This window comes from Methylophaga thalassica (assembly GCF_030159795.1).
Lineage (GTDB): Bacteria > Pseudomonadota > Gammaproteobacteria > Nitrosococcales > Methylophagaceae > Methylophaga > Methylophaga thalassica.
Genome location: NZ_BSND01000005.1, coordinates 72,184 through 84,512 on the forward strand (window position 1 = coordinate 72,184; position 12,329 = coordinate 84,512).

A 12,329-nucleotide genomic window follows, 5' to 3' on the forward strand; every position below is an offset into this window, starting at 1 on the left:
AATTAAAATCATGGTTATGGTATCACTATGCAGACCTAATGATCGCCATGAAAAACATCGTAGATTTTTTGAGCGAGGGATTTGCTGATACCGTCTACCTTGGCTAAATCTTCCACACCAGCACGCTGGACTTCCTGCAGGCCACCAAATTGTTGTAACAGTTTTTGTCTGCGTTTAGGCCCTAAGCCTTCAATGTGCTCTAGTGTTGAGGTCTTACGCGCTTTAGCACGCCGCTGACGATGTCCGGTAATGGCGAAACGATGGGCCTCATCCCTGACTTGCTGAAGTAGATGTAAGGCAGGTGAATCGGCGGTCAGAGTGACTTCCCCTTCTCTACCGACAAGAAATAATGTTTCTTCACCTGGTCGGCGCTCAGGCCCTTTTGCGATACCTAATATAGGTAGGTCAGATAAATTGAGTTCTTCCAGCACTTCCTGTGCTTCTTTAATCTGACCTTTACCACCATCTATTAACAAGAGATCAGGTCTTTTGCCTTCGCCTTTTTGCAAACGCGTGAAACGACGGGTCAAGGCCTGATTCATGGCCGCGTAATCATCACCGCCCGTAATACCTTCAATATTAAATTTACGATAGTCAGCTTTGATAGCGCCTTCAAGCCCAAATACGACGCACGATGCGACCGTGCGTTCACCACGGGTATGACTGATATCAAAACATTCGATTCGTTTGGGTAACTCATCAAGGCTTAGCGCATCTTGCAGCATTTCAAAACGTTGCAATAAATTGGAGCGGCTACTTAAGCGCTGCGTCAGGCTAATCTCTGCATTGGTTGAGGCCATTTGCATCCAGCGAACGCCTTGACCGCGTTGCGGCTTTCTCAAACTGACTTTATGTCCGGACTCAGTTTGCAGTACTTCCTGAAGCAGGTTTTGGTCTTCTGGTTCATGGCTGAGCAAAATTTCTGTAGGAATATTTTTGCCGAGATAATATTGCGGCACAAAGGCAGACAATAATTCCTCTGGGCTACTATCCCCCGACCCTTTAGGGAAATAACTTTTACTGCCAAGGTTGCGACCGCCGCGGATAAAACACACTTCAACTACAGCCATGCCATCTCTGACAATGGCGGCCAGTACATCAAACTCGCCTTGATCTGAACTGACATATTGACGCTCTTGCACCCGACGTAAGGCAATGACTTTATCCCGAATAACGGCGGCTTGTTCAAAATCGAGTCGTTGGGAGGCAGCGTCCATTTCGGCACTCAGATCATCCATCACCTGTTTGTTTTTGCCTTCCAGAAACATGATCGTGTGCTCGACATCTTTCTTATATTCTTCTTCACTTATCAGGCCAACACAGGGCGCGGTACAGCGTTTTATCTGATATTGCAGGCAAGGACGGGAGCGGTTTTGATAATAACTGTCTTCACACTGTCTGACAGGGAAAAGCTTTTGTAATAAGTTGAGACTATCGCGAACAGCTCCGGCACTGGGGTATGGCCCGAAATAACGGCCAGCTTTGCGTTTTGCGCCACGGTGATAACTTAATCGGGGAAATTTATCACCTGAGATTAATAAATAAGGGTAGCTCTTATCATCGCGAAGTAAGATGTTGTAACGCGGCATTAATTCCTTAATAAGATTATTTTCAAGGATTAAGGCTTCGTTTTCGGTGTGGGTAACGGTGGTTTCGATGGACGCTATTTGAGCGACCATGACACGGGTTTTGGATGTTAAACCTGTTTTACGAAAGTAACTGGAAACCCGTTTTTTAAGGTTTTTGGCTTTACCGACATAAATCACCGTCCCGGTATCATCAATCATGCGATAGACGCCGGGACGGCTGGTCAGATTTTTCAGGAATGAGGCTGAATCAAATTCGCTCGTTTTTGTTTGCTTAACTGCTTCAGCCATGTTTCATTTCAAGTTTGGTCGTTTTGTCTGGGTGCGTACTGACGTTGATAACATTTATGCGCTTGATAAAAGCTATTTGCTGACAGGCCCAGCAAAATAAAACCACCAATCAAGGCTGGCACATCAGTATAAAAAAAGTAAAACATCGCCAAGGCTGCCAACAACTCGGCACTTCCTATTGTTTTTAACAACACGACATTTTCAATTCGCTTCATTATTATTCTCCCGCACCTTTGCTAGTTTATTCAAGCATATAATCACTTATAAATTATAAGGGATAATGTGCCTTATTCAGGTCTTTGTGACAAGACTTCTTCGTTTTATGTGAAAATAGACGTTTTTGTAACGAATCCAGTCTAGTGAATCATACTCAGCCTAATCTGCTCAATCCCAAGTTACCGTCATCCAATAAAGAAGTCCTGTTTGCTGGCCAACTTTATGGCAGCGCACAAGGCCTGTTATTAGCAAAAGCGGCGCAGCAGCACGACGGCCCGCTATTGGTCATCACCGATGATATGAATAGTGCACATCGGCTGGAATTAGAAGCTAAATTTTTCCTTGGTGAAGATAAGCGGCCGGTTTTACATTTCCCCGATTGGGAAACGCTGCCTTACGATACCTTTTCTCCTCACCAGGATATCGTTTCAGAACGCTTAGAAACACTGCATCAATTACCTGACTTCAAGCAAGGTCTGTTGATGGTGCCCATCGCGACATTAATGCAGCGTATTGCGCCTCGTGCTTTCCTTGAAGGCAACACGCTGATTCTGAAGACGGGTGATCAGTTTGATATTGAAAGCTGGCGAATGAAGCTGGAAAAAGCCGGCTATCGTAACGTTTCACAAGTGATGGAACATGGTGAGTTTACTGTTCGTGGGGCGATTATTGATTTGTACCCAATGGGTAGCAAACTCCCCTATCGTATTGATCTGTTTGATGATGAAATCGACACCCTCAGAACATTTGACCCGGAAACTCAGCGTTCAATAGATACCATTGATAGCATTCAGCTATTGCCTGCGCGCGAATTTCCGATGACCGAAGACGGCATTCAGTTATTCCGGCAACAATTCCGTCGCCATTTTGAGGGTGACCCGCAGCGTAGCTTTATTTACCGTGAAGTGAGTGACGGTAATGTGCCAGGCGGCATTGAGTTTTATCTGCCCTTATTCTTTGAAGAAACCAATAGTCTGCTCGACTATCTGCCGGATAACACTTTGATTGTCAGTGTGGCTGATCCACATGTTGGTGCTGAACGCTACTGGCAGGAAATCAGTGACCGCTATCGTAATCATCGTGTGAATCCAGAACGGCCTTTGCTTGAACCTCAGCATGTTTTCATTCCTGTTGAGGAGTTATTTAGTCGTTTCAAATCCTATCAACGCCTGCAACTGCAGAGCTTTGAACATCAGGATAAAGCCGGTCATATCAACTATGGCTCTGGCATGCCACCACAATTGACGATGAATGCGCGTAAGGATAAACCCTGCGAAGCCTTACAGCAATTTATCGATCAGTTTAAAGGACGAATCTTATTTGCAGCAGAGAGTGCCGGACGCCGGGAAACATTACTGGACATGCTGCGTCAGCACGATATCAAATGTCAGCCGGTCAGTAACTGGGATGCTTTTATTCAAAGTAATGACGCTTTAACGATTACGGTTGCGCCACTTGAACAAGGTTTATTGCTAGGTAATGAAAATCTGGCGGTTATTGCTGAAACGCAGTTGTTTGGCCAACAGGTCATGCAACGCCGACGTCGCAGTCGTAAAAAGCGTGATACCGATGCCATTATCCGTAATCTTGCTGAACTTTCCGTCGGTGATGCTGTTGTTCATGAGGACCATGGTGTCGGACGTTATCTTGGTCTACAAACACTGGATATCGGTGATGTTACTGCGGAATATGTCACGCTGGAATATGCCAAGGGCGATAAGCTCTATGTGCCTGTCGCTTCTCTGGATTTAATCAGTCGTTACTCTGGCGCAGCGCCTGAATTGGCTCCATTACATAAACTGGGCACAGGTCAATGGGAAAAAGCCCGTAAACGCGCGGCTGAAAAAGCACGTGATGTGGCGGCAGAATTATTAGATATCTACGCTCGTCGGGCAGCCAATAAAAAACAACCGATGGGCATGCCCGATGAAGACTATGCAGCTTTCGCAGCAGCCTTCCCATTTGAACCGACACCCGATCAGCAAGATGCGATTGATGCTGTTATTAAAGACATGTTGTCAGAACAGCCGATGGATAGATTAGTGTGTGGTGATGTAGGTTTTGGTAAAACCGAAGTGGCTATGCGTGCGGCGTTTATGGCGGTGCATTCTGGTAAACAGGTCATGGTGTTGGTGCCGACCACCTTACTTGCCCAACAACATTATGAGAACTTCAAAGATCGTTTTGCTGACTGGCCGGTAAAAGTCGAAGTGTTATCTCGCTTTCAATCTAAAAAAGCGCTGGATAAAGTGAAAACAGGGATTAGTGAAGGCAACGCTGACATCATTATCGGTACACACAAATTATTGCAGCAAGATATCGATCCCAAACGTCTTGGCCTGTTTATTCTGGATGAGGAACATCGGTTTGGTGTCACTCAGAAAGAGCAGATAAAAAAATACCGCGCTCATATAGATGTGTTGACGCTGACAGCGACACCTATTCCGCGAACATTGAATATGTCGATTTCCGGTATTCGGGATTTGTCGATTATCGCCACCGCTCCAGCACGTCGACTAGCCATTAAAACCTTTGTTTTACAATGGGATGCTGAAAAAATCCGTGAGGGTATGCTGCGTGAAATCAAGCGTGGCGGCCAGGTTTATTTCCTACATAACAAAGTAGAAGATATTGATCGGGTTGCTAGGGAAATAGAAGCGATTCTCCCAGAAGCCAAGGTCGCAGTGGCGCATGGACAAATGCGTGAGCGGGAATTGGAACAAGTCATGCTCGACTTCTATCACCAGCGTTTCAATGTGTTGGTTTGTACCACCATTATTGAAACCGGTATTGATGTTCCCACTGCCAATACTATCTTTATTGACCGCGCGGATAAATTGGGGCTTGCTCAGTTGTATCAAATCCGTGGTCGCGTGGGTCGTTCTCATCATCGGGCCTATGCTTACCTCATCACGCCACCGCAAAAAGCCATGACCAAAGACGCGGTGAAACGTCTGGAAGCCATTGAGTCTATCGAAGACTTAGGCGCAGGCTTTACCTTAGCCACACACGATATGGAAATTCGTGGCGCTGGCGAGTTATTAGGTGACGAACAAAGTGGCCAGATGCAGGAGATTGGTTTTAATCTGTATAACGAATTACTGGAACGCGCCGTCAGAGCATTGAAATCAGGTAAAGAACCAAGCCTGAATCAATCTGACCGTCACTTTGTCGAAATTGATTTGCACGTCCCCGCCCTGATTCCATCAGACTACTTACCTGATGTGCATACACGTTTGGTTTTGTATAAACGTATCTCTGCGGCGGCTGACAATGAAGCCTTACATGAATTACAAGTGGAAATGATCGACCGGTTTGGTTTATTACCCGATCAGGTTAAAACCTTGTTTGCTATTCACGAACTTCGCTTTAAGGCCAAACAAATCGGTATTCGTAAGATCGATGTCTACGATCAAGGTGGTCGTTTGTTATTTGAAGAATCGCCCAATGTTGATCCGATGACCATTATTAATCTCATTCAAAAACAACCGAAGAAGTTCAAATTGGATGGTCAGGACAAATTACGCTTCGTTGAAGACATGCCTGAAGCAGAGGATCGCATCGTGGCACTTGATAACTTGTTAGATGCCTTACTGAACAAAAGCGCATGACCATCAAACACGATCGTAATTTTGATGATTTATTCGACAGGTTCGATAGCAAAATCTACGACACGGTCAAAGGTGAGTGGCGACTACGATTATTAAAAGAAGATCTGGCACAGTTTGTTAGCACATCCCCGCTTGATGTGTGGGATGCAGGCTGTGGTCAGGGGCAAATCAGTCTCTGGCTGGCAGAACAAGGTCATCAGCTGACGCTGTGTGATCTGTCTGAAAAAATGCTTAATACCGCTAAAGTCAATTTTGAACAGGCCAATATTACGGCCAACTTTTATCAACAATCTGCACAGTCACTCGCCACAGAGCTTCCTCAATTTGATTTGGTGATCTGTCATGCTGTTCTCGAGTGGTTAAGTGAACCGATATCGTCTTTGCAGATGATTATGGATAAGGTTAAGACCAACGGCTATTTGTCATTACTGTTCTACAACAGAAATGCTATGGTTTACAGCAATGTACTAAAGGGCGGCTGGCGCCTGCCACCTATTCTTAATGATAGTTATATTGGCAAAGGAAATAAGTTAACACCGCCGAATCCACAATTCCCGCATGAGATTATTGATGTTATTCATCATGCTGGATTTACTGTGGAGACGCACACAGGCGTGCGCATTTTCAACGACTATATGAGCCAACAAGCTAGAGACAATAGTGACCAGGCTGTGTTATTCGAACTTGAGCATAAGTATTGTCGTATGCCGGTCTATCGGGATATGGGACGTTACATCCATTTGCTGTTAAAACGCCAAATATAATCTTAAGATTTATTAATAGTCTGCTTATCAAAGCCACTGTGTCTGCTACAATAGCCGCTATTTTTTAGTGAATCTAATCAATTATCCTTACAAGGTTATTATGTCTAGACTATTCGTTCTGATTGCAACTTCAACTGTTTTTTTAAGCGCTTGTATTCAACAAGGCCCGCAAACCCCACCTGTTTCTGCTACCGAATTAACGGAATCGCTACATCAAACTGAATCGCGCCTGATTCAACAGATACAGCAGCAATGCGACGGCTTGAGCAAACAGGAAAAAGCACAAGCTGATGAGCTACAGAAAATCAGTAAGACACAACGTCAGTTTGAAGGCCGTATGGATGTCATTGAAGGTAAGATTGACACGGTTATCGTCAAACAACACAAAGGTGATGCGGCTCCCCCGCTGTGTCCTAAGCCTGCAGCAGCTGTCAGTACTAACAATATTGGTAATAAACTGGTTGTCGGTAAAACAGAATGGTTATGGATTGAAGCCGTTAACCGCGTTTATGAAGCCCGTGTTGATACCGGCGCCACCACCTCTTCTATCAGCGCTTTAGATATCACCCCCTTTGAAAAAGATGGCAAAAACTGGGTGCGTTTCCGCTTAGCACCAGATGATGGTGATGACAGCTTTATCGTAGAAGCACCTTTAGTTCGTTACGTGAAAATTCGCCAGGCTTCAGCCGATACATTGGACAAAAGACCAGTTGCTTCGCTGACTGTGCGTCTGGGCAAAATGACGGAAGTAGCAGAGTTCACATTAAATGATCGTACCCAAATGACCTATCCGATTCTTTTAGGTCGTGAGTTCTTAAGAGATGTAGCTGTAGTTGATGTAGCGAAAGACAATGTTCAGCCAAAACCTGAGATTGTTCAAAACCAACCTCAAGCGCCATCAGTCAGCAAAACGAAGAAAAAATAAGGATTCCAGGCCGTGACATCTCGTAAAGCATTTTATTTGTTAGTGGGCTTGCTGATTGTCTCAGGCCTGGGATTAACCTTACATAGACACTACACTTTTGACATCCCCTGGCTTCCAGGGGAGCAGCGCCAAACCTGGTCGATTGAGGCCAAAGTCGAGTTTGATGCGCAAGATAAAGAAGTGCTGGCATCACTTGCCATCCCCGGCACACAACCTGGTTTCACCCAGCTGAGTCAGCAAACCGCCAGTCCCGGTTATGGTCTTGCTTATACGAAACGAGATAATGGTGGCCATCGTGCTGAATGGTCAATCCGTCATGCCAATGGTGAACAAGCCTTGTATTACAAGGTTGATATGCTGTTAGATCCTTATGCTGTGCCACCTGAACCCAGTCAGCCACCCGCTTTAAAAGTCAGCATTGAAAAAGAACCTTATGCAACGTCTGCCAACCAGCTGCTTGATCGCGCTCAGGAACGCTCTTCCACACCTTACACGCTGGCAAGAGAGTTAATTCAGGAATTCAAAAACCAATCACAAAATGCCGAACTACTGGCGCAATTGAAAACACAAACTCAGTGGATAGTTCAGTTATTACAACAAGCTGGTGTTCCGGCGCGCCAAGTTCACGCTCTGTTCCTTGAAGATGGTCGTAGAAGACAGGAATTAGTCACCTATATTCAAGTATTTGATGGTAACGACTATCAATTATTTAATCCTGAAACGGGTGAACAAGGCCGGCCAGATAATTTATTACTGTGGGAATACCATTCAGGTCCGGTTCTTGAACTGATTGGTGGTACTAACTCACATGTGACTTTCTCCATGATTCAGCAAGAGCTGCCTTTTGGTGTGGCTCTAAACCAAAAATTTGCTGATGAGACCTTAATAAACTTCTCGCTTTATACCTTACCACTCGAAGAACAAGCCTTGTTTAAAGGTATTTTGTTGATACCGGTCGGTGTGCTCGTCGTTGTATTGATGCGTATTTTGGTCGGTCTGAAAACATCTGGTACCTTTATGCCAGTATTGATTGCCCTGGCCTTTATTCAGACCAGCCTCGTGACCGGCCTTGTTGGTTTCTTACTGATTGTTGGTACTGGTTTATTAATTCGCTCATACCTGTCCTATCTCAATCTACTCCTTGTTGCCCGAATATCCGCGGTCATCATTATGGTTATAGGCATCATCGCGATATTCTCTATTCTTGCCTACAAGCTTGGTTTAACTGAGGGTATGAAAATTACCTTCTTCCCGATGATTATTCTGGCATGGACCATTGAACGAATGTCGGTTTTATGGGAAGAAGAAGGTCCACATCAAGTAGTGATTCAAGGTGGTGGTTCGCTGTTAGTGGCTGTGCTGGCTTACCTAGCCATGAATAACGAGTTAATTCGTCATTTAACATTCAACTTCCTCGGCATCCAGCTTATTTTGATGGGACTAGTGTTAATGGCAGGTAATTACACCGGTTATCGCTTGCTGGAATTAAAACGCTTTAAACCCTTAACTGAGGATCACCTATGAGTCTGAATGTGCTGAATTGGCTGAAAGACGTCAAATCTCGGTACGTTCACCCAAACAAGCTTGCCAAGATTGGTGTGCTTGGAATGAACGAACGGAATATTGCTTATATCAGCCGCTATAATCCAAGACGACTCTATCCTCTGGTTGATGATAAGTTACAGACAAAAGAAATTGTGCTGGAAGCTGGCGTTAATGCGCCCGATCTTATTGGTACCATTACTGAACAACACCAGGTAGATGATCTGCTCGAGATTATCAAAAATACAGCGGGTTTTTGCATCAAACCCGCTCATGGTTCTGGTGGCAAAGGAATTTTAGTTGTCACAGGTTCTGATGATTTTGGTTATCACAAAGCGAATGGACAAATTTTAAAACTGGCCGATCTACAGCGTCATGTCTCTAACATTCTGGCCGGCTTATTTTCATTGGGCGGTCGAACTGATGTTGCCATTGTTGAAGCATTAATCCAATTTGATGATTGTTTCAATGGTTATACGTTTGAAGGTGTGCCTGATACACGCGTTATCGTTTTCAAGGGATTTCCTGTGATGGCGATGATGCGCTTATCAACCGCTGACTCTAACGGTAAAGCCAATCTTCACCAGGGTGCTGTTGGGGTGGGACTGGATATTGGCAATGGTAGTGCGGTACGCGCTGTACAGTTTGATCGCCCGGTTATGTTACATCCTGATACAGGAAGAAACCTGCTCGATCTTCAAGTACCGCATTGGGATCAGTTACTGCATTTGTCTGCTTCCTGTTATGAAATGTCAGGCTTAGGCTATTTAGGTACAGATATTGTCCTGGATAGGACAAAAGGCCCCATGCTGCTTGAGCTCAATGCCCGTCCAGGACTGAGTATTCAAGTCGCAAATGGTTCAGGTTTATTACCCAGGCTGAAAAAAGTTGAAGCATTGACCAATACAAAGAAAATGACTATTGAACAGCGAATCGCATTTTCAAAAGAGCATTTTTCTCGTCGATCATAAGCGACTTTTGATTTACACTGCTGGTAAACATTTCCTTTTTTGAGGGGCTTCTTATGTCATCGGTAAATAAAACCAGCAGTCTGATTCTTGGAATTGCTTTAGTTCTTGGTTTGAGCAGTTTAGGCTGGTTTCTCTCAAATGCCGCCATCAAATACAAAGAATATGAGCGAACCGTGACAGTGAAAGGCCTGGCTGAAAGAGAGTTCACTGCAGATGTGGTGATATGGCCTATCCAATTCACGCTCGCAAGTAATAATTTGCAAGTCTTATACAATGATGTTGATGCCAATACCAATACCATCATCTCCTTCCTGACTAAACTTGGAATCAAACGTGCTGATGTCACTATCAGTGCACCTGCCATTACAGATAAATCTGCCCAGCAATATGGGGGTAATGAGCGTGCTGAATTTCGTTATACGGCGGTTCAAACCGTCACGGTTTATTCGGATGCCATTGATACCGTCCGACAAGTGATGGGGCAACTTTCTGAACTGGGTAAGCAAGGTATCGTTTTAACAGGCAACAACTACGCCGCACAGCCCGAGTATCTGTTTACTCGTCTTAATGAAGTCAAACCGCAAATGATTGAAGAAGCAACCAGAAAAGCACGTGAAGTTGCTGAAAAATTTGCGCAGGATTCAGATAGTACCCTTGGCAAGATCCGTAAAGCCAGCCAAGGCCAGTTCAGCATTAGTGCTCGCGATAATAATAATCCACAGATCAAAAACGTTCGTGTTGTGTCAACGATAGAGTATTACTTGTCTGACTAATGTCAGAAAACGCAAAAATACAAAAAGGCCGGGGAACGCTTAATAATATCGATGGCCGTTTCAATGAGTTTCAACGCACTGAAATTGATGATGGCTGGTTTCATGATGAACCAGCCAACAACTTAACAGAAGTGAGTGTAGAATCCCCTCGTAGTATTATTAGTAGAAACCAATCACCTGACCTTCCCTTTCAGCAATCAATTAATCCATATCGTGGCTGCGAGCATGGCTGTATCTACTGCTACGCCCGTCCTTCACATGCTTATCTGGGACTGTCTCCAGGGATCGATTTTGAAACCAAGTTAACCATCAAACCCAATGCCGCAAAATTACTACGAGATGAGTTGATGGCAACAAACTATCGCTGTTCAACATTATCATTAGGCGCCAACACCGATCCCTATCAACCCATCGAACGCCACTACAACCTTACTCGGGAAGTACTTGAGGTGATGATTGAGTTCAGTCATCCAGTTAATATTGTGACTAAATCTTCATTGATAGAACGTGATATTGATTTACTCAAACAGCTCGCTGAGAAGCAATTGGTAAATGTTCATCTATCCATTACAACACTGGATAAAACACTTGCCAGGAAACTCGAACCTCGCGCCAGCAGCCCACAACGTCGACTGCAAACAATAGAGACATTGAAGGCAAATGGAATACCTGTATCTGTTCTTATTGCTCCAGTCATTCCTGTTCTGACGGATACAGAACTAGAAAATATTATTGATGCTTCGGCACAAGCAGGGGCTGAAAATATAGACTATATTTTCGTTAGATTACCAAGAGAGGTCAGCCCCCTCTTTAATGATTGGCTACATACTCATTATCCTGACAAGGCAGAGCATGTCATGAATCGTATTAAAGACTCCAGAAATGGCAAAACAAATGATCCCAGGTTTGGTTACAGACTTGAAGGTCAGGGGCTCTATGCAGAAATGATCAAAAAACGATTCGAAGTTGCGGTCAAGAAATACTCATTAAACAAGTCTCCAGCGGTTCTGAGAACCGACTTATTTCATAAACCAACAAAGCAAATGAGCTTGTTTTAAAAAGAAAATATTTATTAGCCATAAAAAAGGGGAACCGAAGTTCCCCTTTCAATCTAACTAACAATTGTTAACTTGATTTTTTACTTCAAGTTTTATGCAGCTACTGCTGTTTTTCTACGCAGACCCAAGAAACCTAATAGGGCTGGTGCGAATAAAAACAACGCAGCAGGTACTGGCACAGCTGACACAGAAACATCATATTTAAATACATTTCTAGTTGCATCCTTGATGTCAACCCATGCTGTGTACCCTTGGTAAATCATTGCTGTAAAACTAAAGTCACCGGTAATGTTAAACAGCTTTTCTTCAACACCGTTATAAAATCGTAATGTCGCACCTGCTAATGAACTAGTAGGATTAAACGACCACTCAATTTTAACAGCCGTATCTGAGTCTGTACTAACATCAAAGTATGAGAACCATGTACCAGGTCCTTCACTTACAGTGCCACCACCTAAAACTACACTACCGTTTGATACATCAACATCCTGGTCAAAAGAAGAACCAGCACCAGACATAGATAACGTAGCGGCATTAACACCGACCGAAAACAAAAGAGCTACAACAAATAGCATCGCTTTTTTCATAATAA

10 protein-coding genes are annotated in these 12,329 nt (G+C 44.1%); 7 read left to right on the plus strand and 3 right to left on the minus strand.

What is annotated here, in order from left to right:
• Window positions 1-35 precede the first annotated feature (35 nt).
• Window positions 36-1,877, minus strand: a complete 1,842-nt coding sequence (uvrC, locus tag QQL60_RS07560) for an excinuclease ABC subunit UvrC (RefSeq protein ID WP_284722937.1) — start codon at window positions 1,875-1,877, stop codon at window positions 36-38.
• 8 nt (window positions 1,878-1,885) lie between these two features.
• A complete protein-coding gene (locus QQL60_RS07565; protein ID WP_007146357.1) occupies window positions 1,886-2,092 on the minus strand; it encodes a hypothetical protein in 207 nt (68 codons plus the stop codon).
• Window positions 2,093-2,236: 144 nt separating this feature from the next.
• Between QQL60_RS07565 and mfd the strand changes: the two genes are divergently transcribed.
• The 7 genes from mfd (at window position 2,237) to QQL60_RS07600 (ending at window position 11,737) form a co-directional block, all read left to right on the plus strand.
• Complete coding sequence (gene mfd / locus QQL60_RS07570) at window positions 2,237-5,704, plus strand: transcription-repair coupling factor (RefSeq protein ID WP_284722938.1); 3,468 nt, start codon at window positions 2,237-2,239, stop codon at window positions 5,702-5,704.
• On the plus strand, window positions 5,701-6,468 hold the full coding sequence (locus tag QQL60_RS07575; protein ID WP_284722939.1) for a methyltransferase domain-containing protein: 768 nt from the start codon (window positions 5,701-5,703) through the stop codon (window positions 6,466-6,468). The genes mfd and QQL60_RS07575 overlap by 4 nt, the downstream gene beginning before the upstream one ends.
• A 100-nt stretch (window positions 6,469-6,568) precedes the next feature.
• On the plus strand, window positions 6,569-7,393 hold the full coding sequence (locus QQL60_RS07580) for an ATP-dependent zinc protease family protein (RefSeq protein ID WP_284722940.1): 825 nt from the start codon (window positions 6,569-6,571) through the stop codon (window positions 7,391-7,393).
• Window positions 7,394-7,405: 12 nt separating this feature from the next.
• Window positions 7,406-8,917, plus strand: a complete 1,512-nt coding sequence (locus QQL60_RS07585; RefSeq protein ID WP_273181199.1) for an inactive transglutaminase family protein — start codon at window positions 7,406-7,408, stop codon at window positions 8,915-8,917.
• Entirely contained in the window at window positions 8,914-9,906 is a 993-nt protein-coding gene (locus QQL60_RS07590) for an alpha-L-glutamate ligase-like protein (protein WP_284450776.1), read from the plus strand. Before QQL60_RS07585 ends, QQL60_RS07590 begins: the two co-directional genes overlap by 4 nt.
• Window positions 9,907-9,959: 53 nt before the next feature.
• Entirely contained in the window at window positions 9,960-10,679 is a 720-nt protein-coding gene (locus QQL60_RS07595; RefSeq protein WP_284722941.1) for an SIMPL domain-containing protein, read from the plus strand.
• The gene (locus QQL60_RS07600; protein ID WP_284722942.1) at window positions 10,679-11,737 is read left to right on the plus strand and encodes a PA0069 family radical SAM protein; all 1,059 of its coding nucleotides are present in this window, start codon (window positions 10,679-10,681) and stop codon (window positions 11,735-11,737) included. Before QQL60_RS07595 ends, QQL60_RS07600 begins: the two co-directional genes overlap by 1 nt.
• Before the next feature lie 92 nt (window positions 11,738-11,829).
• On the opposite strand, the gene QQL60_RS07605 is transcribed toward QQL60_RS07600, so the two are convergent.
• A complete protein-coding gene (locus QQL60_RS07605; protein ID WP_273181206.1) occupies window positions 11,830-12,324 on the minus strand; it encodes a hypothetical protein in 495 nt (164 codons plus the stop codon).
• Between the last annotated feature and the right edge of the window lie 5 nt (window positions 12,325-12,329).

Bases quoted from the DNA above. Each gene is read 5' to 3' on its own strand.
- uvrC (WP_284722937.1), bottom strand. From the start codon at position 1,877: ATGGCTGAAGCAGTTAAGCAAACAAAAACGAGCGAATTTGATTCAGCC.
- QQL60_RS07565 (WP_007146357.1), bottom strand. From the start codon at position 2,092: ATGAAGCGAATTGAAAATGTCGTGTTGTTAAAAACAATAGGAAGTGCC.
- QQL60_RS07575 (WP_284722939.1), top strand. From the start codon at position 5,701: ATGACCATCAAACACGATCGTAATTTTGATGATTTATTCGACAGGTTC.
- QQL60_RS07580 (WP_284722940.1), top strand. From the start codon at position 6,569: ATGTCTAGACTATTCGTTCTGATTGCAACTTCAACTGTTTTTTTAAGC.
- QQL60_RS07590 (WP_284450776.1), top strand. From the start codon at position 8,914: ATGAGTCTGAATGTGCTGAATTGGCTGAAAGACGTCAAATCTCGGTAC.
- QQL60_RS07595 (WP_284722941.1), top strand. From the start codon at position 9,960: ATGTCATCGGTAAATAAAACCAGCAGTCTGATTCTTGGAATTGCTTTA.
- QQL60_RS07600 (WP_284722942.1), top strand. From the start codon at position 10,679: ATGTCAGAAAACGCAAAAATACAAAAAGGCCGGGGAACGCTTAATAAT.
- QQL60_RS07605 (WP_273181206.1), bottom strand. From the start codon at position 12,324: ATGAAAAAAGCGATGCTATTTGTTGTAGCTCTTTTGTTTTCGGTCGGT.